The organism is Streptomyces sp. NBC_00122, from assembly GCF_045160845.1.
Taxonomy (GTDB): Bacteria; Actinomycetota; Actinomycetes; order Streptomycetales; family Streptomycetaceae; genus Streptomyces.
In genome coordinates this window covers 3,150,294-3,172,425 of sequence record NZ_CP108191.1, presented here as the reverse complement: position 1 = coordinate 3,172,425, position 22,132 = coordinate 3,150,294, and the positions used below count along the sequence as shown (strand labels likewise).

Here is a 22,132-nt window from a genome sequence, read left to right as displayed (position 1 = left end):
CCGGTAATCTGGCCGGATGACCGAGAGTCTCGATGCGACGGACTGGGCGATCCTGGCAGAACTCCAACGGGAGGGCCGGATCGCGTTCACGGAACTGGCACGGCGGGTGAACCTGAGCGCGTCGGCGACGAAGGAGCGGGTACGGCGACTGGAGGCGGCCGAGGTGATCACCGGGTACCGGGCGGAGGTGGACCTGGAGCGGACCGGGCACGGCGTACTCGCGGTGGTCCGGCTGAAGTACCCGGGGCCGGGCACCCGGCACGAGCCGTTGCGCCGCCTGCTGGAGGAGCGCGTGGAGATCCTGGAGTGCCTGCGCACCACCGGGGACGACTGCTACGTCCTCAAGGTGGCGACCACCTCGATGGCCCACCTGGAGGAAATCGTCGACGAGCTGGCCCAGTTCGGGAGCACGACCACCAACCTCGTCCTCAGCCGGCCGCTCCCGTTCACCGGGCTCCGGCGAAGGCCGCCCGCGCGGTGTCCGTGACCCGGGCCGAACTGGCGAGCGACGGCTCCGGCTAGGGTTTCCGCATGGGGAACTGGACCGCTCCGAGCGCGATCGAACGAGAACTTGCAGAGGCCAAGGAGCGCGGCGACTGGGCCGCCTTCTTCGACGCCCTCGCGCTCACCGAGCTCTTCATCCCCCAGTCCCGCGCCTATCAGGACGCGCATCCCGACATGATCCGCCGCGAGCGCTCCTACTTCCCGCAGGTCGGCGCCGACGCCTACGTCGCCTTCACGGCCGGCATGCTTCCCGTCCCGACCCCCGACCTGGTCTTCGAGCGCGAGTCCCTCGGCTGGTTCGTCGACGCCTTCCCCGCCTCCGGCGGCCCCGCGTTCCTGGCCGTCAACCCCGGCACCCCCTTCGAGGTGTTCCTCCCCGCCACCCCGGCCCACCGCGCCACCTGGGCCTTCCACCGCGACCGCAGACCCCGCGCCACCGGCCTGGAGCGGCACAGGGTCCACGCCCTGCACCTCGGCGGCCCGCTGCACGGGCCGGTGGCCTTCGGGCTGGCCTGCGGCGCGCACCTGTCCGTGAACAACGGGATGTTCTGGAACGCCATCGGTTACCACGGCGGCGGCTACAGCGACGAGCGCCGCAAGCTCAAGGAATGGTGGGGCATCACCACCCGCGAGGAGTGGCTGAGCAGCACCGAACAGCTCCTGACCGCCGACATGGTCAGCTCCGTATGGGAGTTCGCCCTCCGCGTCCGCCGTGCCCTGGCGAAGGAGTTCGCGGGGCCCGTGGACATCGAGCACTGGCGGCACGCCACCGCCTCCATCCTCCGGGCGAACGCCGAACGGGCCGCCGAGCCCCGGATCACCCCCGACGGCGTCACCATGGCCGAGCCGCGCCCGGCCGCCGAGGTCGAGGGCGAGATCGCGGGCATACAGCGGGTCATCGGCCGCATCGCCCGCTACGAGCAGCGCTTCCGCGCCGACGGGCTGCTCGCCGAAGGCAAGTACGTCCGGTCCGTCGAGGCCTGGGACTACGGCCGGGCCTCGCAGATGGCCCGCTGGGGCCTCGGCGCCCGCTTCGGCAGCCTCGCCGAGACCGAGGACGCCGTCGTGCGGGCCGGAAGGGTCTGCAAGCTCGCGTACCGCTCGTGGGAGGACCTGTCCGTCGGCTTCGTCCTCGGGCGCTGCCTGCACTTCGACGAGGAGGAGTTCGGGCACTGGTACGAGGAGATGGTCGCCACGCACCGGGCGCTGACGACCGATCCCGGCAGCCCGTGGCTCAACATCGCCTGGACGTGACGAAGACGTGTCCGGCCCGGCGCATTCCCGGCGCCGCCCGGACAGGGGCAACTAGCCTTCCCCACATGACTGTCGAGCTGAACGACACCGTGCGTACGCTGCTGGACTCCCCGCACCCCGCGGTGCTGTCCACGATCAACCCCGATGGGAGCCCGCAGAGTTCCGTCGTCTGGGTGTCCCGCGAGGGCGGCGATCTGCTGATCTCCACCGAGCAGGGCCGCCGCAAGGAGCGCAACATCGTCCGGGACGGGCGGGTCGGACTGACCGTCTTCGACCTGGCCAATCCCTTCCTCTACGCCGAGATCCGCGGCACGGCCACGGTCACCGAGGACGCCGGCCGGGCCGTCGCCACCCGGATCGCCGAGGAGTACCTCGGCCCGGGCGCCGGCAAGGAGTACCAGGACCTTCCGGCCGAGGAGGTCCGCGTCGTCCTGCGCATCACCCCGACCAAGGTCCTCGGCAACGCCGCCAAGGCCGCAGGCTAGGGCGCGGCTGTCAGATCCGGCGCAGGTTCCGGTCGAGGAGGGCCCGCAGCCGGTCCACGTCGGCCGGATCCTGCGCGCCGCGCTTGGGGAGCACGAAGACGCCGCGGGTGTTCTTGGTCTTGATCGCGAAGAACTCGTCCGTCTCGAAGTACCAGGGGAACACGCGCCATTCGATGGCGCTGGACAGTTCGCCGCCCGTGGTGGTCAGCCAGTCCTCGCGGACGACCGTCCGACAGGCCCCGTACTCCTCCACGTCCGCGTACTGCTCCCGCGCGACGCGGGCCAGGACCCGGGGGAGCGTCACCAGCACGGCGACCACGGCGCAGGCCATCACGAAGGCCGTCGCGGTGGGCGAGAACCCCTTGAGGGTCGGCAGCGTCCACGAGAGCGCCAGGGTGAAGAGCGCGAGGAAGACCTGGCCCCGCAGCCCCGGCCAGGTCCCGAACGTGAAGCGCCGCACGGCCTTGGCGTAGTCGGCCCGCGTCGGCTCGTAGACGAAGGTGACCTGCCCGGTCGACTGCTGCACGCGGCCCCCACCCATGTTCATGACAGCGGAGCATAGCCGCAGGTCAGCCCGGTACAACAGGCTTCCGGTCAGGGAAGGCGGGGCTGGACCGCCGACCACGCGTCGACCGCCTCCGCGAGGGGTCCCGCGTCCGGGAGGTGGGGGCGTACGAGGGCCATCCGGGCGATCAGGTTCTTGATGCGGCGCAGGTGCAGGATGCGCGCGTGCGGGAGATCGCGCCAGACGCGGGCCTGCGCCACCGCCGCCTCGGGGGTCAGGTCGATCAGGTCCAGCAGCTCCCGGCACAGGGCCGCCGGGTCCCCGCCGCGCTCCGGGCCGAACTCCCCGATCAGGTAACCGCGTACGGCGGCCAGCTCGGCCCCGCGGGCCAGGTCGCTCCCGCCCTCGTCCTGCGCGCAGCGGTGGGTCGCGGCCAGCGCCACCCGCCCCCAGCGCAGCCGGATCCCGTCGGGCACCCGGTCGTCCTGCATCCGCCCCACGGCCAGGATGCGCAGGGTCCGCGGACGGGGCTCGTCGCCCAGCGGCGGTCCGGTGGCCAGCCAGACCTCCAGCTCCGCCAGCGAGTGTCCGTCGGGCGGCACCGAGGTCAGTACCTGGCCCCGGCCGAGCAGCGCGACCACCGGGCCCGTGAGGCGGACCCTCGCCGTGTGCCCGGCGTCGAAGGAGGCGACGGGCCGCCCGTACCGCTCGATCCGGCGCAGCCACAGCCGCAGCTCCCCGACCGCGTAGACCTGCCCGGCGCGCGCCACCCCGCCGACGCACCGGACGACACACACCCCGCCCGTGACGTCGGCCTCCTCGACGGAGTACACCTGCAATGCGGCAATGGGCACCACGGCCCCCCCTTCCCCGGCCGGGACGCTACCCCGTCACGCGGCGGACGGCGCCTCCAGGACGAGGCGGATCTCCGTCACCTCGTAGCCGGCGCGGTCAAAGGCGGCCGCCATCGGGACGTTGCCGGTGTCGGTGGTCGCGGTGATGCGGTCGGCGCCCTCGGCCGCGTGGAAGCGGGTGATCTCGGCCAGGATCTCGTCGATCAGGCCCTGTCCGCGCTGCTGCGGTACGACGCCCAGGTACCCCACGTTGCGGTGGTACGGCGTCGCCGAGGGGATCGCCATGCCGGCCAGGGTGCCGTCCGGGAGCTCGGCGAGGCGCCACCACGAGCGCTCGCCGGGGCAGTCGAGGTAGTAGGCGAAGTCCTCACGGGCCAGCTGCCCGGCGTCCATGGAGGCCAGTTCGGTCCGGGTGTGCTCGTCGAGGCTGCCGCTGGACAGGCGGGCGAAGGCGTCCAGGAACTCCTCGTCCGTGCCCTCGCGGAAGACCAGCCGCCCGGTCGGCCCGGCCGTCCCGGCAGCTGGGGTCCACTCGTAGCGCAGGCGCTCGATCGTGCTGGTCAGCCCGGCCTTGTACGCTGCCTCCCGGCGCCAGGCGACGGCCTCGGCCAGGGCCGGATCGGTCCGCCATCCCCGGGGGAGCGAGAGGTTGTAGAGCGGGAGCCCGCCGAAGGCGGCGTGCCCCGCGGCCAGGAGCCCGGCGGCGACGGCGGCCGGGTCGGTGACGCAGGCCCGCACCTGGAGGCAGTCGAGGGCGATGGGCCGCTCGCTGTCGGCGCGGCCCCACCACAGGGCGCGGGCCAGGACCTCACCGTCCTCGTCCTCGGCGAACCAGATCCACTCGGGGCGGAACTGTCCGGCGGCGAGCTCCTCGCGGATCTTCTCGGCGGTCAGGGCGGGGACGGGGCCGTCGGCCGGGTAGGCGACGGCGCGGTCCAGGTCAGCGGGGTCTGCGGTGGCAGCGCGGAAGAACATCCGGTGATGATCACATCAAGCGTCCTCGCCGGACAGGGATTTTCGGCGGCCCACGGCCGATGGCCGGCCTCCGCGGGGGAGACCGGCCATCGGGTGGGGCGTCGTGCGTGCCGCTACGACCAGGTGATCAGGCGGCGGGGGTGTTCCAGGACCGCCGCGATGTCGGCCAGGAAGCGGGAGCCGAGTTCGCCGTCGATGAGACGGTGGTCGAACGACAGCGCCAGGGTGGTGACGTGGCGCGGCTTGACCTTGCCCTTGTGGACCCACGGCTGGAGCTTGATCGCGCCGACCGCGAGGATCGCGGACTCGCCCGGGTTCAGGATCGGCGTACCGGTGTCGACGCCGAAGACGCCCACGTTGGTGATGGTGATGGTGCCGTTCTGCATGTCCGCCGGGGACGTCTTGCCGTCGCGGGCCGTGGCGACCAGCTCGGACAGGGACGTCGACAGCTCGCCGAGCGTCTTGGCGTGGGCGTCCTTGATGTTCGGGACGATCAGCCCGCGGGGGGTGGCCGCCGCGATGCCCAGGTTGACGTAGTGCTTGAGCACGATCTCCTGGGCCGCCTCGTCCCAGGACGCGTTGACGTCCGGGTTGCGGCGGATGGCCACCAGGACGGCCTTGGCGATGAGCAGCAGCGGGTTGATGCGCAGCCCCGCGAGGTCCGGGTCGGCCTTGAGCTCCTGGACCAGCTTCATCGTGCGGGTCACGTCGAAGGTGATGAACTCGGTGACGTGCGGCGCGGTGAAGGCGGAGCCGACCATGGCCTGGGCGGTGACCTTGCGGACACCCTTGACCGGGATACGGGTCTCACGGGCCTCCCGCACCGGCACCTCGGCCGCGGCGGGGGCCTGGGCCGGAGCAGGTACGGAGGCGGCAGCGGGCGCCGGCGCGGCCTGCGGGGTGAGCGCCGCGGCGGCCGCCGCGTGGACGTCCTCCCGGGTCACGACCCCGCCGTCGCCGGTGGGCACCACGACGGCAAGGTCGATGCCGAGGTCCTTGGCCAGCTTGCGCACGGGCGGCTTGGCCAGGGGCCGCTCGCCGGCCGGCTGGGCCGGGACGGCGGGGAGCACCGGGGCGGCCGGAGCCGCGGGGGCCGCCGTGCCGTTCTGCGCGGCCACGGCGGGCACCGGAGCCTTGCGCGGCCGGCGCTTGGTGGACGCGGTGGAGACGCCGTAGCCCACCAGGACGGGCTGGCGCGCCTCGGGCGCGGCCGGCTCCTCGGCGGCGACGGCCGGGGCCGCCTCCTGGACCGGGGCCTCGGCAGCGGCGCCGCCCTCCGTCTGCACCGAGATGATCACCTGGCCGACGTCGACCGTGGTGCCCTCCTCGAAGAGGAGCGCGTGCACGACGCCGTCGAACGGGATCGGCAGCTCCACGGCGGCCTTGGCCGTCTCGACCTCGCACACGACCTGGCCGTCGGTGACCGTGTCACCCGGCTGGACGTACCACTTGAGGATCTCGGCCTCGGTGAGGCCCTCGCCCACGTCGGGCATCTTGAATTCGCGGATGGTCATGAACGTGGCTCCTCAGTACGCCAGCGAGCGGTCGACGGCGTCGAGCACCCTGTCCAGGCCCGGCAGGTACTCGTCCTCCAGGCGGGCCGGCGGGTACGGGGCGTGGAAACCGCCCACGCGCAGGACCGGCGCCTCCAGGTGGTAGAAGCACCGCTCCGTGATGCGAGCGGCGATCTCCGAGCCCATACCGAGGAAGGTCGGCGCCTCGTGGACGACCACGAGCCTGCGGGTCTTCTCCACCGAGGCCTGGATCCCGTCGAAGTCGACCGGGGACATCGACCGCATGTCGACGACCTCCACCGACTTGCCCTCCTCGGCCGCCGCGGCCGCCGCCTCCAGGCAGACCTTCACCATCGGACCGTAGGCGGCCAGGGTGATGTCGGAGCCCTCGCGCGCCACGCGCGCCTTGTGCAGCTGGTAGGGGATGGCCTCGACGTCCACCTCGCCCTTGTCCCAGTAGCGGCGCTTCGGCTCGAAGAAGATCACCGGGTCGTCGCTGAGGATCGCCTGCTGGAGCATCCAGTACGCGTCGCTCGCGTTCGACGGGGAGACCACCTTGAGGCCCGGGACGTGCGCGAAGAGCGCCTCGGGGGACTCGCTGTGGTGCTCGACCGCGCCGATGCCGCCCGCGTACGGGATGCGGATGACGACCGGCATCTTGATCTTGCCCAGGGCGCGCGCGTGCATCTTCGCGAGCTGCGTGACGATCTGGTCGTACGCGGGGAAGACGAAGCCGTCGAACTGGATCTCCACGACCGGCCGGTACCCGCGCAGGGCCAGGCCGATGGCGGTGCCGACGATGCCCGACTCGGCGAGCGGGGTGTCGATGACCCGCTCCTCGCCGAAGTCCTTCTGCAGGCCGTCGGTGATCCGGAAGACACCGCCCAGCTTGCCGACGTCCTCGCCCATGATCAGGACCTTCGGGTCCTGCTCCAGGGCCTTGCGAAGCGACTCGTTGAGCGCCTTCGCGATCGACATCTTCTCGACAGCCATCAGTGACCCTCCTCGGCCGACTCGAAGGACGCGAGGTAGGCGGCGAACTGCGCGCGCTCCTCGTCGACGAGCGCGTGCCCGTCCGCGTAGACGTTCTCGAAGATCGCCATGGTGTCCGGGTCGGGCATGGAGCGCACGGCCTCGCGGACGCGCTTGCCCATGGCCTCGCTCTCGGTCTCCAGCTCGGCGAAGAAGGCCTCGTCGGCGCCGCCGGTGGCCAGCAGGTGGGCCTTCAGGCGCAGGATCGGGTCCTTCGCCTCCCAGGCCGCCGTCTCCTCGTCCCGCCGGTACTTCGTCGGGTCGTCGGAGGTGGTGTGCGCGCCCATCCGGTACGTGAACGCCTCGACCAGCGTCGGGCCCTCGCCGCGGCGCGCCCGGTCCAGGGCCCAGCGGGTCACGGCCAGGCAGGCCAGCACGTCGTTGCCGTCGACGCGGACGCCGGGGAAGCCGAAGCCCTGCGCGCGCTGGTAGAGCGGCACGCGCATCTGGCGCTCGGTCGGCTCGGAGATCGCCCACTGGTTGTTCTGGCAGAAGAACACCACGGGGGAGTTGTAGACGGCGGAGAAGTTGAAGGCCTCCATCACGTCGCCCTGGCTGGACGCGCCGTCGCCGAAGTAGGCGATGACGGCCGAGTCGGCGCCGTCCTTGGCCACACCCATCGCGTAACCGGTCGCGTGCAGCGTCTGCGAGCCGATCACGATCGTGTAGAGGTGGAAGTTGTTGGTGTTCGGGTCCCAGCCACCGTGGTTCACACCGCGGAACATCCCGAGCAGGTTCGTCGGGTCGACCCCGCGGCACCAGGCCACACCGTGCTCGCGGTAGGTCGGGAAGACGTAGTCCTCGTCGTTCAGCGCCCGGCCGGAGCCGATCTGCGCTGCCTCCTGGCCGAGGAGCGAGGCCCACAGGCCCAGCTCTCCCTGGCGCTGCAGCGCGGTCGCCTCACCGTCGAAGCGGCGGGTCATGACCATGTCGCGGTACAGCCCGCGCAGGTCCTCGGTCGTGATGTCCGCGACGAAGGGGGCGAATTCCGCGTTGTCCGCGTTCTCTACCCGGTCCCCTTCGGGCGTCAGCAGCTGTACGAGCTGAGGTACGGCGTCATGCGTCTGCGCGGTGGCAGCGGCGGGCTTGGCGGCGCTTGCCGCGCCTGCCGCCCGCTTGGTGCCGCTGCTGCGTCGCGGCTTGCGCGCGGCAGTGCTCTCCACGGTCACGTGTGCTCCTCCGTCGGTCCGGCACCCGGGTTCTCCGGGGTCCAGTGCGGCTCACCTGTATCCGTAACGAGCGCACGGGGTGGGTGCGCAACGCGTTCGGGATTCAGGCGTGACAGGTGCCCCGGCGAGTGCCCTGCGCAATGCACGTTACCCAGTGCGCCGCATAACTGCGAAACCCCGTTTGACCTGCGTTTTTGCTTGGATTTCCAAGTAAATCCGCGGCCGCGGGAACAACCACTGGTCACAGCCTTGCAGGGGCCGGGAACAACGGCACGTTATCCCGGGTAACTCCGGCAGGGAAGGGGTGAGTGTGTGAAACTGACTTCGTGCGCGAAGACGGAAAAATCAAGGTATTCCTCCTGGACGACCACGAAGTGGTACGTCGGGGCGTCCACGAGCTCTTGTCGGTCGAACAGGACATCGAGATCGTGGGCGAGGCCGGTACCGCCGCCGACGCCATGGTCCGCATCCCCGCCACCCGTCCCGACGTGGCCGTCCTCGACGTGCGCCTGCCCGACGGCAGCGGTGTGGAGGTGTGCCGCGAGGTCCGCTCCCACAACGAGGACGTCAAATGCCTGATGCTGACGTCGTTCGCCGACGACGAGGCACTGTTCGACGCGATCATGGCCGGCGCCTCCGGCTACGTGCTCAAGGCGATCCGCGGGAACGAGCTGCTCAGCGCCGTACGTGACGTCGCGGCCGGAAAATCGCTGCTCGACCCGGTGGCCACCGCGCGGGTGCTGGAGCGGCTGCGCGACGGCAAGAACGGCAAGAACGACGACCGCCTGTCCAACCTCACCGATCAGGAGCGGAAGATCCTCGACCTGATCGGCGAGGGCCTGACCAACCGCGCCATCGGCGAACGGCTGCACCTGGCCGAGAAGACGATCAAGAACTACGTCTCCAGCCTGCTCTCCAAGCTGGGCATGGAGCGCCGCTCGCAGGCCGCCGCGTACGTGGCCCGCCTGCAGGCGGAGAAGAGCCGCTAGGCGGCTGCGCCGGGTGCCGTACGGCCGGGCCGGCTTGAGAATGCGCGCCGGTTCCGGCCCCCGCCGAACTGGAAACCGAACCGGAACTATTCGATCCCGATCCGCAATTCGTGGACGGAGCGGACTTCCACCCGGTCCACGTATGTATCGAACCTCAGTTCGTCACCGTGCACTCTCTTGCCGACAATCCCGGCCGTGAATACCAGCAGGCACTCTGACCAGGTCATTCTTCGGAAGTGACGCCGCCCGTCTCCACGGGCTTCGACGGCGAGTTCGTGACCGACTTCGACACCGTCGGCGTCGGGGAGGACGTGGCCGACTTCGACGACGAGGCCGAAACCGTGGGCGAGGTCGAAACCGTGGGCGAGGGCGGCGAACTGAAGGTCTGGGACCGGGTACGGCTCGACGTGGGCGAGGTGTTCCACGTCGGGCTGTCGTCGGGGCTCGCCTGGGACGACGCCGTCGACGGGGTACCGGAGGCGCTCGGCTGACCGCCGGTGGAGGTCTGGACGTTACTCGGCGGGCTCTTCTGGTCGTTCTTGCCGCCGCCCACGGTCTTGACCGCGTAGGCCACACCGCCGGCGACCGCGATGATCGCGAGCACCGCGAACAGCCACATCTTCCAGCGGCCGGTGCCGCGGTCCTCGTATCCGTCGTAGCCGCCGTGGCCGTGGCTGCCCTGGCCGTTGCCGCCCCCGCCGGGGAATGCCGAGCCGTCGTCGGGGTTCAGCGGCGGCACCATCGCGCGCTGGAACTGCGAGGTCGAGGCGTTCGAGGAGTAGTTCTGCTGCCCGCCGGCGCCGCTCACGGGCATGGCCGTGGTGGCCGCCGCCCCGCCCCGCCCGTGCGGCAGGGCCATGGCGACCGGACCGGTGTTCCAGGTGCCCGTGTTGGGCCCCTGGTCGTGCAGCATCTGGAGCGCGTACTGGACCAGCCCGCGCATCTCCTCGGCGCTCTGGAACCGGTCGTCCGGGTCCTTGGCCAGCGATCGCATGACCAGGCCGTCGAGTTCCTGCGGAAGGTGCTGACCCTCCGGCAGCTGCGAGGGCGGCACGGGCGAGTCCTGGACGTGCTGGTAGACCACCGAGAGCGGGGTCTCACCGGTGAACGGCGGCCGCAGCGCGAGCAGTTCGTACAGCAGGCAGCCGGTCGCGTACAGGTCGGAGCGGTGGTCCACGGCCTTGCCGAGGGCCTGCTCGGGCGACAGGTACTGCGGGGTGCCCATGACCATTCCGGTCTGGGTCATCGTCGACTGGGCGCCGTGCAGGGCGCGGGCGATGCCGAAGTCCATCACCTTGACCGCGCCGGTCTCGGTGATGATGACGTTCGCCGGCTTGATGTCACGGTGCACGATGCCGTGCTGGTGCGAGTACGCGAGCGCTTCGAGCACACCCGACGTGATGATGAGCGCCTGCTCGGGGCCCGGGGCCTCGGCGCTGATCAGCAGGTCGCGGATGGTGCGGCCCTCGACCAGCTCCATCACGATGTACGGGACGGTGTTCGGGCCGACCCGGTCCTCGCCCGAGTCGTACACGGCGACGACGGCGTGGTGGTTGAGCCCGGCCACGGACTGCGCCTCGCGCGTGAACCGGGCCTTGGACACCGGGTCCTCGGCCAGGTCGGCGCGCAGCAGCTTCACCGCGACGGTGCGGCCGAGGCGCACGTCCTCGGCGGCGAACACCTCGGCCATGCCGCCGCGGCCCAGCCTGTGGGTCAGCCGGTAACGGCCGTCCCCCACCAGGCCGCCGGCGCCCCAGTGCTCAGGACCATCGGCCATCCCGGCGCCGTTTCCCTCGGGTTCGGGTGCCATCAGTCCTCGCCGTCGTCTCTCTCGGCCGCCGCTCAGCGGTGTCCTCTTCTTTGATGCTCCGATGAACGCTACAGCCTCGGAACCGGTCACCGTTCGGACAAGGCTCCGTGTACGCGTGTGGTCACGGAACGGGTACCTGGCTTGACGTGTGCTTGCCCTCCGGCAGACTGGGCCCGACATGCGCTCAGCCAGACGCGTAGGGACACATCCCGAGGGGAAGCAACAGTCATGAGCCAGGACGGCACTCAGGGCCAGTACGCGGGCGGCTCTCTGGCCGGTGGCCGTTACCAGCTAAGGGACTTGCTGGGTGCGGGCGGCATGGCCTCCGTGTATCTGGCCTACGACTCGGCGCTCGACCGGCAGGTCGCCATCAAGACGTTGCACAGCGACCTCGGCCGCGAGCAGTCCTTCCGGGAGCGTTTCCGCCGCGAGGCCCAGGCTGTAGCCAAACTGTCGCACACGAACATCGTCTCGGTATTCGATACCGGTGAAGGCGAGGTGACGTTCGGCACGGGCGCGGGTGACGGCGCGGTGATGCCGTACATCGTCATGGAGTACGTGGAGGGCCAGCCGCTCGGCTCGGTGCTCAACGCGGACATCCGCCAGTACGGGGCCATGCCGGCGGAGAAGGCGCTGAAGGTGACGGCCGATGTGCTGGCCGCGCTGGAGACCAGCCACGAGATGGGCCTGGTCCACCGCGACATCAAGCCCGGCAACGTCATGGTGAACAAGCGCGGCGTGGTCAAGGTGATGGACTTCGGCATCGCGCGCGCCATGCAGTCCGGCGTCACCTCGATGACGCAGACCGGCATGGTCGTCGGCACCCCGCAGTACCTGTCGCCGGAGCAGGCGCTGGGGCGCGGGGTCGACGCCCGGTCCGACCTGTACTCGGTCGGCATCATGCTGTTCCAGCTGCTGACCGGGCGGATCCCGTTCGACGCCGACTCGCCGCTGGCCATCGCGTACGCGCACGTGCAGGAGGAGCCGGTCGCGCCGTCCTCCATCAACCGCTCGGTGACCCCGGCGATGGACGCGCTGGTGGCGCGGGCCCTGAAGAAGAACCCGAACGAGCGCTTCCCCACGGCCGCGGCCATGGGCGACGAGGTCGCGCGCGTGCTGGGCTCCGGGCAGACCGGGGCCCCGGTCATCGTCCAGGGCGCCCCCACGGGCGGCAGCGGCGCGGGCGTGGCCTCGGCCGTGTTCCCGCCGGTGGACTCCGGGTTCCAGACGGCGCCGTCCGTGCAGCAGCCGTACCAGCCGCAGCCGCACACCCAGGCGCCGTCCCCGTACGCGCCGACGCCCGCCCCGCAGCCGCAGGGCGGCTACGCCTACCCGCACACTCCCCCGCCGCACCAGCAGTACGCGCCGCCGACCCCGCCGCCGTACACGATCTCGCCGGCGACCACGGCGAGCACGGCCGCCGGCGGGGCCGGGGGCGACAAGCGGAACATGCCGGTGATCGTGGGCGCGATCGCGGTGGCCCTGCTGGCCGTCGGCGGCCTGATCGCCGCGATCTCGCTGAACGGTAACGACGACAAGAAGGACAACGCGGCGACCGCGGGCGGCTCGGCGGCGCCGTCCGGCTCGGCCAAGGCCGGGTTCAAGGGGCCGGACCCCTCGCGCACGATCGACCCGAAGAAGTGCAAGGAGCCGACGAAGCACTACAAGGACGCGGGGAAGTACCAGGCGCCGGACCTGCGCTACAAGAACCTGCTCTCCGTGAAGGAGTGCATCCAGGCCTCGGGCGGCAAGTACACGATCGTCGAGAAGGACGAGGCCGTGTACGGCAAGGACATGGTGCTGGAGCAGAACCCGCGCCCCGACGACCCGATCAACAAGGAGGGCACGGAGTACACGCTGACCGTGTCCACCGGCAATCCGGAGTAGCGGCTCAGGCTCCTCGGCCCGGTCAGGGCGCGACACACCGGCATCCCGGGTACCCGATAAGGGGCCCGGGATGCCGGTTTTGCCCCATTATGTAAATCTAAGCGGGACAGCTCGGTCTCTCGGGACGGGAGGGGCACCCGTGATCCAAGGTTTCCGCCCGCCGCGCCGGCTGGCCCGGGCCGTCCTGACCGCCGCCGCGTTCGCGGCCGCCGGCCCGGTGTACGCCGTTCCCGCGCTCGCCGTTCCCGCGCTCGCCGTTCCCGCGCTCGCCGTTCCCGTGTTCACCACTGCCGCACTCACCGCTCCCGCGCTCGCCGTTCCCGCGCTCGCCGTTCCCGTACTGACCGATCCCGCGCCCGTACTGGACGACGTGCCGGACGACGTGCGCGAGGGGCTCGCCGGCAGCGCCGCCGGGTCCGGGCGGGAGCGGCCCGGCAGGCCCGCCACCGAGCCCGCGAACCCGGAGATGCTGGTCGCCTCGCGCCCGCTGCCGGTCCGGCCGCCGCACCTCGATCCCCCCGCGCTCCCCGACCCGCCGCAGGTCGCACCGACCCCGCCCGAGGCCGTCGTCCGGGCGATCGGCACCGAGCCGAACGACCGGGCCGCCGACCTGGCCGCCCACATACTGCCGCTGGGCACCGGATTCGCCCTGATGGGACTGGGGCTGGGCTACCTCGGCGTACGGCTGCGGCGAGGGCTCTAGCCCCCGCCGGCCGGCGCGTCCCCCTTCAGACGTACGACCGGAGTTGGTTGCCCAGAGTGAACATACTCGGTATACATACTGAGTATGTCGATCCGCCACGGCCTTCTGGCCCTGCTCGAACGGGGTCCTCGGTACGGCTCCCAGCTGCGCACCGAGTTCGAATCACGCACCGGCTCCACCTGGCCGCTCAACGTCGGGCAGGTGTACACCACCCTCGCCCGCCTGGAACGGGACGGCCTGGTCGCCCCCGGCGGCGAGGACGCCGCCGGGCACACCCTGTACGCCATCACCGACACCGGCCGCACGGAACTGCGCGAGTGGTACGAGCGCCCCGTCGACCGCGCCAACCCGCCCCGTGACGAGCTGTCCATCAAGCTCGCCATGGCCGTGGGTGCCCCCGGCGTGGACATCCGCGCCGTCATCCAGTCCCAGCGGCACGCCACGATCAAGGCGATGCAGGACTACACGCGGCTCAAGGCCACGGCGCTCGCCGCGGTCGAGAGCGGGCAGTCCCGCGAACGCGACGACGTGGCCTGGCTGCTGGTCCTCGAACAGCTCATCTTCCAGACCGAGGCCGAGGCCCGCTGGCTCGACCACTGCGAATCCCGGCTCGTCCGGCTCTCCCTGACGGCCGACGGGAGAGCCGCCGCGGCCGCACCGCCCCAGGCCGCCGACACCGGGACCGAAGCCGACGAATCCGTCCCGGCCGCCGCCCCGGCCACCACCGCCCGACCCCGCAGCGCCCGCACGCGGCGCGGCTGAACCGCCTTCAGGGGGGAACCCTTCATGCCTGATCAGCGCAACGCCCAGCACCCCGTACTCCAGTTGCAGCAGCTCGTCCGCACCCACGGCAGCGGAGCCACCGAGGTCCACGCCCTGCGCGGCATCGACCTCTCCGTCTTCCCCGGCGAGCTCGTCGCCGTGATGGGCCCCTCCGGCTCCGGCAAGTCCACGCTGCTCACCCTCGCCGGCGGACTCGACACACCCAGCAGCGGCCGGGTCTTCGTCGAGGGCACCGACATCACCACCGCGGGCCGCAAGGAACTGGCCGCGCTGCGCCGGCGCAGCATCGGGTACGTCTTCCAGGACTACAACCTGATACCGGCCCTCACCGCCGCCGAGAACGTGGCCCTGCCCCTGGAACTCGACGGCACCTCCGCCCGCAAGGCCCGTGTCGCCGCGCTCGCCGCACTGGAGGAGATGGGCCTGGGCCGGCTCGCCGACCGCTTCCCCGACGAGGTGTCCGGCGGCCAGCAGCAGCGCGTGGCCATCGCCCGCGCGCTGGTCGGCGACCGCCGCCTGGTCCTCGCCGACGAGCCCACCGGCGCCCTCGACTCCGAGACCGGCGAATCCGTCCTCGCCCTGCTGCGCTCCCGCTGCGACGCCGGCGCGGCCGGGGTCCTGGTCACGCACGAGCCGCGGTTCGCCGCCTGGGCGGACCGCGTGGTCTTCCTGCGCGACGGCACCGTGGTCGACGAGACGCTGCGCAGCCAGGCCGACTCCCTCCTCTCGGGGCAGGCGGCCGGCCAGTGATCTCCTGGTACCACTCCTGGGTCGCGGCCATCCGCATAGCCCGCCGCGACGCCTGGCGCTCCAAGGGCCGCAGCATCCTCGTCCTCGCGATGATCGCCCTGCCGATCGTCGGAGTGAGTGCGGCGGACCTGACGATGCGCAGCGCCCAACTCTCCGTGGAGCAGGACCTTCAGCGCCGCCTCGGCGCCGCCGACGCCGAGCTCCGCCTGTCCCGCATGAACGTGCCGATCTACCAGAGCCCGGACGGCGAGCGCTTCGCTCCGGTCGGTGGCTACGACTCGTACGAACCACCCCAGGAGGAGAACCCGGAACTGCTGCCGCAGTCCCTCCCGGCGGGCGCCCAGGCCGTCAAGGACAGCACCGGGCAAGCCAAACTGCGCACCACGCACGGGCTCCTCGTCACCAACCTGCGTGAGATCGACACGCATAGCCCGCTGGTGGAGGGCCGCTTCACCCTCGACCGGGGCCGGCTGCCCGAGGCGGCGGGCGAGGTCATCGCCACCACCGCCTTCCTGAAGGAGTCCGGCTACTTCGTCGGCTCCAGCGTCAACCCGCGCGGCACGGACCACGAGTACAAGATCGTGGGCGCCTACGAACTGCCCAACGCGCTCAAGGAAGTGCAGCTCATCGCGCAGCCGGGGACCCTGCTGACCCCGGTCGACAAGGCCCTGCAGGCCGCCGGGGTGCCCGGGGTACGGGCCGACGACAAGTACCTCGTGAAGGTCGGCGGCGCCGATGGTTTCACGTGGAACATGGTCAAGGAGGCCAACGGCAAGGGCGTGATCGCCATCTCGCGTGCCGTCGCCCTCCACAAGCCCGCCGATTCCGACGTGCCGCTGTACGCGCAGGAGCCGAAGGACCGGTTCACCGACGGCTCGTCCCGCGCCCTCGAAACGGCGGTCCTGGCCACCGTCGTCGGTCTCGCCATGCTGGAGATCTGCCTGCTCGCCGGACCCGCCTTCGCGGTCGGCGCGCGGCGCTCGCGCCGCCAGCTCGGGCTCGTCGGCGCCAACGGCGGCGACCGGCGGCACATCCGGGCCATCGTGCTCTCCGGCGGCCTGGTCATCGGCGCCGCCGCCGCCGTCGTCGGTACCGTCATCGGCATCGCCCTCACCCTCGGGCTGCGGCCCCTGCTGGAGGAGTACCTCGGCCTGCGCTGGGGCGGGTTCGAGCTCCGTCCGCTGGAGCTGGCCGCCATCGCCCTGCTCGCCGTGGTGACCGGCCTGCTGGCCGCCATCGCCCCCGCGGTCACCGCCTCGCGGCAGACCGTGCTGGCCTCGCTCACCGGGCGCCGCGGCATCCGCCGGGCCAACCGGGTGCTGCCGGTCATCGGCCTGATCGCCCTCGCGGGCGGCGCCGCCATCGCCCTGTACGGCACGGTGTCCGAGATGGGCTCCCTGGTCATCGCGGGCGGCAGCGCCATCGCCGAGCTCGGCGTGGTCGCCCTCACGCCGGTGCTGGTCGGCCTCTTCGGGCGGATCGGGCGCTGGCTGCCGCTGTCGCCGCGGCTCGCGCTGCGCGACGCCGTGCGCAACCGGGGGCGCACGGCGCCCGCCGTGGCCGCGGTCCTGGCCGCCGTGGCCGGCACCGTCGCGGTGGCGACGTACCAGCACAGCCAGGACGTCCAGTCCCGGCACGAGTACGTCGCAGACCTGCCGCACAACGCCGGGGTGGTCTCGCTCGCCGACAACAGCGCCTACAAGGACGTGCCGGCCGTGCGCGAAGCCCTGTCCAAGGAGTTCTCGCCGTCCGTACGGGCCGACGTGGAGCGCCTGGTCGTCGGCAGGCCGGGCTGCGACTCGTACTCGAACGACGCCGGCTGCGGGCGCGCCGAGATCGTCGTGCCCAAGGATCAGCGGTGCCCGTTCTCCGAATCCCCGCACGGACCCGCGGACTTCACCCCCGAGCAGGTCAAGGAGCTGCGCAAGGACTGGCGTTGCGCGATGCCCCGGCACCAGAACTTCTTGGAGAACGACGCGGTCGTCGCCGACGAGCAGTTGCTGACCGCGCTGGCCGTGACCGACCCGGGCGCCGCGGCCGCACTGAAGTCGGGCAAGCCCGTCTCCTTCGACAAGCAGAACGTGAAGGACGGCAAGGTCACCATCCGGCTCATCACCGACCCGGACGCGGCCGACAACGCGCGCGGCAAGCGCGAGGAGGCGCCGGGCGAGGACAAGGTCCTTCCCGTCTACCAGGTGCCGGAGGGCGTCAACGGCTGGGGCTTCAAGCTCGTGCTGCCCGCCGCGACGGCCAAGGCCGCCGGGATGGCGACGGCTCCGTACGGCTCGTACTTCGCGCTCGACGGCGCGCCGAGCAGCGAGCAGCGCCAGCGGCTGGACGGCCTTTTCGACAGGATGGGCGTGGACGCCAACGTCAAGATCGAGCAGGGCTACCAGGGAGACAACAGCATCGAGATGCTCGCCCTGGCCATCTTCGCGGGCCTGGTCACCATCGGCGCGGCCGGCATCGCCACCGGGCTCGCCCAGGCCGACGCCGAGGCCGACCTGAAGACGCTGGCCGCGGTCGGCGCGCCCCCGCGGGTACGGCGCACGCTGAGCGGCTTCCAGTGCGGGGTGATCGCCCTGATGGGCGTCGTCCTGGGCTCGGCGGCCGGCATCCTGCCGGCGGTCGGACTCCGGCTCGCCCAGGCCCGCGAGACGGAACGGTTCCTGGAGCGGGCCATCACGATGGGGTACGAGTCCTCGGACACCGAGATCTACGTGCCGATCGCGGTGCCCTGGGAGACCCTCGGCGGGCTGCTGATCGCGGTCCCGCTGGGCGCGGCGCTGCTGGCCGCCCTGGTCACCCGGTCCAACGGGGCGCTCGCCCGGCGGGCCGCCGGGTAGTGAGCACGGAGTGACGAGTTGCCTCCGTACAGGGTGGATCACGCTCGTACGGGGGCACACCGTCTGCTAACGAAGGTGTGCGAGAGAATGACGGCATGGAGATGCCGAGGAGTGAACGGTCGCAGGACAGTCCCCCGCACGTCCTGATCGTCGGACAGGACGGGATGACGGTCGGCGGCGCCGATGACGAGTCGCGCGAGGTCCCGGTGACGGAGATGGTCGAACAGCCCGCCAAGGTCATGCGGATCGGCAGCATGATCAAGCAACTCCTGGAAGAGGTACGCGCCGCGCCTCTCGACGAGGCGAGCCGGGTCCGGCTCAAGGACATCCATGCCGCCTCGGTGAAGGAACTGGAGGACGGCCTGGCCCCCGAGCTCGTGGAGGAACTGGAGCGCCTGTCCCTCCCGTTCACCAACGAGGCCATTCCTTCCGAGGCAGAACTGCGCATCGCCCAGGCGCAGTTGGTGGGCTGGCTGGAGGGCCTGTTCCACGGCATCCAGACGGCCCTGTTCGCGCAGCAGATGGCGGCGCGGGCCCAGTTGGAGCAGATGCGCCGGGCCCTGCCGGCCGGCGCCCCGCACGACGACGAGGACGACAGCGGCCACGGGGCGATCCGCTCGGGCCCGTACCTCTAGAGCCACCCAGCGGTCAGCAGCACCACGGCGGGTCCGGATCGCCTTCACGGCGATGCGGACCCGCCTCCGTCTTTTCGGCCCCGCCGGGGAGGGCCGTCCGGGGAGGGCCGTCCAGGAAGGGCCCGCCGGGAAGGGCCCGCCGCATACTCTGGGGCATGAGTTACGACGCGATCGTCCTGGCAGGCGGAGCCGCGCAGCGCCTCGGCGGGGCGGACAAGCCCGCGCTGAGCGTCGGCGGCCGGCCCCTCCTGGACCGTGTCCTGGACGCCTGCCCGGACGCCCGGAGCACCGTCGTGGTCGGCGGCCGCCGGGCCACCGCCCGCCCGGTGCGCTGGACCCGCGAGGATCCGCCCGGCGGCGGTCCCGTGGCCGCGCTGGACGCCGGTCTGCGGCAGACCGCCGCCGAGCTGGTCCTCGTACTCTCCGCGGACCTGCCGTTCCTGGACCGGGCGACCGTACGGTCCCTGCTGACCGCGCCCGGCGGGCGCGACGGCGCGCTGCTGCGCGATCCGACCGGCCGGGACCAGCCGCTCATCGCCGTCTACCGGGCCGAACCGCTCCGCCGCGAGCTGGCCCTCCTCGCCGCCGAGCACGGCGGCCTCGCCGGGCTCCCGCTGCGCGCGGTCACCGCCGAACTGGACCTCGCCCGCGTCGCGGCGCAGCCGCTCGCCTCCTTCGACTGCGACACCTGGGAAGATCTTGCCGCCGCCCGCGCCCGGATCAGGGAGCATGGAACCGTGCTGGACCAATGGATCACCGCCGTCAAGAACGAGCTGGGCCTCGACCTCCCCGTCGACACCAAGGCCCTGCTCGACCTCGCCCGCGATGCCGCACACGGCGTCGCCCGGCCCGCCGCACCGCTGACCACCTTCCTGGTCGGCTACGCGGCGGCGCGGGCCGAGGCCGCCGGAGCCGACCCTGCCCAGGCCGTCGCCGAAGCCTCCCGCAAGGCGGCCGATCTGGCGCTGCGCTGGGCCGCCGAGGCGGAGGCCGACGCCACATCTCGAGAGAACGGCTCCGGATGACCCCCACCGACGCCGAACACGCGCTGGACCAGGCCCTGGCCCTGGTCAGTCGCGCCCCCGAGGCGGGCGGCGCCGGCGGCCACCGCGCCAGCGTCTGGGCGCGGGCCCGGGACATCGCCGTGCACGCCGGGAGCGGGGTGCGGGCCCGCACCCACCAGGTCCCCCTCCCGGAGGCCCTCGGCGAGGTGCTGGCCGAGCCCCTGGACGCCCTGACCGACCTGCCCTCCTTCGACACCTCCGCCATGGACGGCTGGGCCGTCGCCGGTCCCGGCCCGTGGACCATCCGCGCCGGTGACGGCGTACTGGCAGGCTCCGGGCGGCCCGAGCCCCTCGCGGACGGCGAGGCCGTCCAGATCGCCACCGGCGCCCGGATCCCCGCCGACACCACCGCCGTCATCCGCAGCGAGCACTGCCGCGAGAGCGGCACGCAGCTCTTCGCCGCCCGCCCCGTCCACACCGGCCAGGACATCCGCCCGCGCGGCCAGGAGTGCCGCTCCGGCGACCTGCTGCTGCCCGCCGGGTCCCTGGTCACCCCCGCCGTGCTGGGCCTCGCCGCGGCGGCCGGGTACGACGGGCTGACCACCCGGCCCCGGCCCCGCGTGGAGATCCTGGTGCTCGGCGACGAGCTCCTCACCGAAGGCCGTCCGCACGACGGCCTCATCCGCGACGCGCTGAGCCCCATGCTCGGCCCCTGGCTCACCCGCCTCGGCGCCGAGGTCATCGGCACGCGGCGGCTCGGCGACGACCCCGCGGGGGCCGAGGCCCTCCTCAAGGCCGTCACCACCTCCGCCGCAGATGTCGTCGTCACCACCGGTGGCACCGCCTCCGGGCCCGTCGACCACGTCCACCCCGTACTGCGCCGGGCCGGCGCCGAACTCCTGGTCGACGGCGTTGCCGTACGCCCCGGCCACCCGATGCTGCTGGCCCGCATCGGCGAGGCCCCCGGCCGGGACACGGTCCGGCACCTGGTCGGGCTGCCCGGGAACCCCCTGGCCGCCGTCTCCGGGCTGCTGACCCTGGCCGATCCGCTGCTGCGCGCCCTGGCCGGCCGCCGCCGACGGCCCCGCTGCACGGCCACGGTCGAAGGCGACGTACCGGGCCACCCGCACGACACCCGGCTGGTCCCGGTCCTGCTGAGCGGCGAGCACGCGGTGCCGCTGCGCTACAACGGCCCCGCCATGCTGCGCGGCGTGGCGGCCGCCGACGCGCTGGCCGTCGTACCGCCGCACGGCGCCCGGTCGGGGCAGGAGCTGGAGATCCTGGATCTGCCATGGGCGTCGGGAGGATGTTTCACGTGAAACTTCACGGTTCCGACGCCATGGCCCGTGGCGCCGACGAGAAACTCGTCTCCCGGCGCATCAAGCTGCCCCGGCGCGTCGTCGAGAAGCCGCTCAGGCAGGTCGGCAAGCGCCTCCTGATGGCCTTGTTCGTGCTCTTCCTGACGGTCCTCGTCGTGTGGCTGGACCGCGACGGCTACCACGACAACGCCAACGAGCAGGTCGACCTCCTCGACTGCTTCTACTACGCCACCGTGACGCTGTCGACGACGGGCTACGGCGACATCGTCCCGTACAGCGACAGCGCACGACTGATCAACATCCTGGTGATCACGCCGCTGCGCGTGCTGTTCCTGATCATCCTGGTCGGTACCACCCTGGAAGTCCTGACGGAGCGGACGAGGGAAGAGTGGCGGCTGAACCGCTGGAGGAAGAACTTGCGCGAGCACACGGTCGTCGTCGGCTTCGGCACCAAGGGCCGCTCGGCCCTGCAGACGCTGCTGACCACCGGCCTGGCCAAGGAGCAGGTCGTCATCGTCGACCCCAGCACCAAGGTGATCGACATGGCCAACGCGGAGGGCTTCACGGGCGTGGTCGGCGACGCCACCCGCTCCGACGTACTGCTCCGCGCCGAGCTGCACAAGGCCCGGCAGATCGTCATCGCCACCCAGCGGGACGACACGGCGGTGCTGGTCACGCTGACGGCGCGGCAGCTCAACCGGGGCGCGAAGATCGTCGCGGCGGTCCGCGAGGAGGAGAACGCGCCGCTGCTGCGGCAGTCCGGCGCGGACGCCGTGATCACGAGCGCGAGCGCGGCGGGCCGGCTGCTGGGCCTCTCGGTCCTCAGCCCCAGCGCGGGCACCGTGATGGAGGACCTGATCCAGCAGGGCAGCGGCCTCGACCTCGTCGAACGGCCCGTCAACCGGGCCGAGGTGGGCAAGTCGGTACGGGAGACCGACGACCTGGTGGTGAGCGTGCTGCGCGGGCACCGGCTGCTCCCGTACGACGACCCGCACGCGAGCCCGCTGCAGCTGACGGACCGTCTCATCACCATCGTGCGGGCGGCACCGCCGACTTCGCCGCCGGTGATACTGGGTCCTGCGCAGTAGCCGCCGCTTCGCGTAGCCTCCGGGCC

The 22,132-nt window shown here is 72.1% G+C and carries 20 protein-coding genes; 13 read left to right on the top strand and 7 right to left on the bottom strand.

The genetic code is table 11. The annotated features are described in order from the left end of the window. The first annotated feature begins 16 nt into the window (after nt 1-16). The 3 genes from OG737_RS14965 to OG737_RS14955 all read left to right on the top strand — a co-directional run bounded on the left by OG737_RS14965 (nt 17) and on the right by OG737_RS14955 (nt 2,243). A complete protein-coding gene (locus OG737_RS14965) occupies nt 17-487 on the top strand; it encodes an Lrp/AsnC family transcriptional regulator (RefSeq protein ID WP_328926663.1) in 471 nt (156 codons plus the stop codon). A gap of 44 nt (nt 488-531) precedes the next feature. Then, the gene (locus OG737_RS14960) at nt 532-1,758 is read left to right on the top strand and encodes a DUF1266 domain-containing protein (protein ID WP_405921614.1); all 1,227 of its coding nucleotides are present in this window, start codon (nt 532-534) and stop codon (nt 1,756-1,758) included. Nucleotides 1,759-1,823: 65 nt separating this feature from the next. Further along, nucleotides 1,824-2,243 carry a PPOX class F420-dependent oxidoreductase gene (locus OG737_RS14955; RefSeq protein WP_328926661.1) on the top strand — a complete coding sequence of 140 codons (420 nt, stop codon included), beginning with the start codon at nt 1,824-1,826 and terminating at the stop codon, nt 2,241-2,243. Between the two features lie 10 nt (nt 2,244-2,253). On the opposite strand, the gene OG737_RS14950 is transcribed toward OG737_RS14955, so the two are convergent. From OG737_RS14950 to pdhA, 6 genes are all read right to left on the bottom strand, one after another. Continuing rightward, nucleotides 2,254-2,790 carry a YcxB family protein gene (locus tag OG737_RS14950; RefSeq protein ID WP_405921613.1) on the bottom strand — a complete coding sequence of 179 codons (537 nt, stop codon included), beginning with the start codon at nt 2,788-2,790 and terminating at the stop codon, nt 2,254-2,256. A 47-nt stretch (nt 2,791-2,837) separates the two neighbouring features. After that, nucleotides 2,838-3,602 (bottom strand): hypothetical protein, encoded by a 765-nt coding sequence (locus OG737_RS14945; RefSeq protein ID WP_405921612.1) that lies wholly within the window; start codon nt 3,600-3,602, stop codon nt 2,838-2,840. 36 nt (nt 3,603-3,638) lie between these two features. Then, complete coding sequence (locus OG737_RS14940; RefSeq protein ID WP_328926658.1) at nt 3,639-4,577, bottom strand: GNAT family protein; 939 nt, start codon at nt 4,575-4,577, stop codon at nt 3,639-3,641. Nucleotides 4,578-4,690: 113 nt separating this feature from the next. Further along, a complete protein-coding gene (locus tag OG737_RS14935; RefSeq protein WP_328926657.1) occupies nt 4,691-6,091 on the bottom strand; it encodes a dihydrolipoamide acetyltransferase family protein in 1,401 nt (466 codons plus the stop codon). Between the two features lie 12 nt (nt 6,092-6,103). Next, nucleotides 6,104-7,084 (bottom strand): alpha-ketoacid dehydrogenase subunit beta, encoded by a 981-nt coding sequence (locus tag OG737_RS14930; protein WP_328926656.1) that lies wholly within the window; start codon nt 7,082-7,084, stop codon nt 6,104-6,106. Beyond that, nucleotides 7,084-8,292, bottom strand: coding sequence for a pyruvate dehydrogenase (acetyl-transferring) E1 component subunit alpha (gene pdhA / locus OG737_RS14925; protein ID WP_328926655.1), 1,209 nt, complete (start codon nt 8,290-8,292; stop codon nt 7,084-7,086). The genes OG737_RS14930 and pdhA overlap by 1 nt, the downstream gene beginning before the upstream one ends. Nucleotides 8,293-8,618: 326 nt before the next feature. Between pdhA and OG737_RS14920 the strand changes: the two genes are divergently transcribed. Beyond that, a complete protein-coding gene (locus OG737_RS14920) occupies nt 8,619-9,281 on the top strand; it encodes a response regulator transcription factor (RefSeq protein WP_328926654.1) in 663 nt (220 codons plus the stop codon). Between the two features lie 223 nt (nt 9,282-9,504). On the opposite strand, the gene OG737_RS14915 is transcribed toward OG737_RS14920, so the two are convergent. Then, nucleotides 9,505-11,091 carry a protein kinase domain-containing protein gene (locus OG737_RS14915; RefSeq protein WP_405921611.1) on the bottom strand — a complete coding sequence of 529 codons (1,587 nt, stop codon included), beginning with the start codon at nt 11,089-11,091 and terminating at the stop codon, nt 9,505-9,507. 228 nt (nt 11,092-11,319) lie between these two features. On the opposite strand from OG737_RS14915, the gene OG737_RS14910 reads away from it, so the two are divergent. From OG737_RS14910 to OG737_RS14870, 9 genes are all read left to right on the top strand, one after another. After that, nucleotides 11,320-12,978, top strand: a complete 1,659-nt coding sequence (locus OG737_RS14910) for a protein kinase domain-containing protein (RefSeq protein WP_405921610.1) — start codon at nt 11,320-11,322, stop codon at nt 12,976-12,978. Nucleotides 12,979-13,117: 139 nt separating this feature from the next. Next, nucleotides 13,118-13,681: a hypothetical protein gene (locus tag OG737_RS14905; protein WP_405921609.1), complete on the top strand. Its 564-nt coding sequence runs from the start codon at nt 13,118-13,120 to the stop codon at nt 13,679-13,681. 84 nt (nt 13,682-13,765) lie between these two features. After that, a complete protein-coding gene (locus tag OG737_RS14900; protein WP_405921608.1) occupies nt 13,766-14,443 on the top strand; it encodes a PadR family transcriptional regulator in 678 nt (225 codons plus the stop codon). Nucleotides 14,444-14,467: 24 nt separating this feature from the next. Then, a complete protein-coding gene (locus OG737_RS14895; protein WP_328926649.1) occupies nt 14,468-15,214 on the top strand; it encodes an ABC transporter ATP-binding protein in 747 nt (248 codons plus the stop codon). Continuing rightward, entirely contained in the window at nt 15,211-18,060 is a 2,850-nt protein-coding gene (locus tag OG737_RS14890) for an FtsX-like permease family protein (RefSeq protein WP_405921607.1), read from the top strand. The genes OG737_RS14895 and OG737_RS14890 overlap by 4 nt, the downstream gene beginning before the upstream one ends. A 95-nt stretch (nt 18,061-18,155) precedes the next feature. Continuing rightward, a complete protein-coding gene (locus tag OG737_RS14885) occupies nt 18,156-18,695 on the top strand; it encodes a bacterial proteasome activator family protein (protein ID WP_328926647.1) in 540 nt (179 codons plus the stop codon). Between the two features lie 155 nt (nt 18,696-18,850). Beyond that, nucleotides 18,851-19,720, top strand: coding sequence for an NTP transferase domain-containing protein (locus OG737_RS14880; protein WP_328926646.1), 870 nt, complete (start codon nt 18,851-18,853; stop codon nt 19,718-19,720). After that, complete coding sequence (locus tag OG737_RS14875; RefSeq protein WP_405921606.1) at nt 19,717-21,018, top strand: molybdopterin molybdotransferase MoeA; 1,302 nt, start codon at nt 19,717-19,719, stop codon at nt 21,016-21,018. Before OG737_RS14880 ends, OG737_RS14875 begins: the two co-directional genes overlap by 4 nt. Then, entirely contained in the window at nt 21,006-22,106 is a 1,101-nt protein-coding gene (locus OG737_RS14870) for a potassium channel family protein (RefSeq protein WP_328926644.1), read from the top strand. Before OG737_RS14875 ends, OG737_RS14870 begins: the two co-directional genes overlap by 13 nt. Nucleotides 22,107-22,132: the final 26 nt, after the last annotated feature.

Coding starts and splice junctions, on each gene's coding strand:
- OG737_RS14870 (WP_328926644.1), top strand. CDS start 21,006: ATGTTTCACGTGAAACTTCACGGTTCCGACGCCATGGCCCGTGGCGCC.
- OG737_RS14965 (WP_328926663.1), top strand. CDS start 17: ATGACCGAGAGTCTCGATGCGACGGACTGGGCGATCCTGGCAGAACTC.
- OG737_RS14880 (WP_328926646.1), top strand. CDS start 18,851: ATGAGTTACGACGCGATCGTCCTGGCAGGCGGAGCCGCGCAGCGCCTC.
- OG737_RS14935 (WP_328926657.1), bottom strand. CDS start 6,091: ATGACCATCCGCGAATTCAAGATGCCCGACGTGGGCGAGGGCCTCACC.
- OG737_RS14885 (WP_328926647.1), top strand. CDS start 18,156: ATGGAGATGCCGAGGAGTGAACGGTCGCAGGACAGTCCCCCGCACGTC.
- OG737_RS14895 (WP_328926649.1), top strand. CDS start 14,468: ATGCCTGATCAGCGCAACGCCCAGCACCCCGTACTCCAGTTGCAGCAG.
- OG737_RS14930 (WP_328926656.1), bottom strand. CDS start 7,084: ATGGCTGTCGAGAAGATGTCGATCGCGAAGGCGCTCAACGAGTCGCTT.
- OG737_RS14910 (WP_405921610.1), top strand. CDS start 11,320: ATGAGCCAGGACGGCACTCAGGGCCAGTACGCGGGCGGCTCTCTGGCC.
- OG737_RS14915 (WP_405921611.1), bottom strand. CDS start 11,091: ATGGCACCCGAACCCGAGGGAAACGGCGCCGGGATGGCCGATGGTCCT.
- OG737_RS14875 (WP_405921606.1), top strand. CDS start 19,717: ATGACCCCCACCGACGCCGAACACGCGCTGGACCAGGCCCTGGCCCTG.
- OG737_RS14900 (WP_405921608.1), top strand. CDS start 13,766: ATGTCGATCCGCCACGGCCTTCTGGCCCTGCTCGAACGGGGTCCTCGG.
- OG737_RS14950 (WP_405921613.1), bottom strand. CDS start 2,790: ATGAACATGGGTGGGGGCCGCGTGCAGCAGTCGACCGGGCAGGTCACC.
- OG737_RS14955 (WP_328926661.1), top strand. CDS start 1,824: ATGACTGTCGAGCTGAACGACACCGTGCGTACGCTGCTGGACTCCCCG.
- OG737_RS14940 (WP_328926658.1), bottom strand. CDS start 4,577: ATGTTCTTCCGCGCTGCCACCGCAGACCCCGCTGACCTGGACCGCGCC.
- OG737_RS14960 (WP_405921614.1), top strand. CDS start 532: ATGGGGAACTGGACCGCTCCGAGCGCGATCGAACGAGAACTTGCAGAG.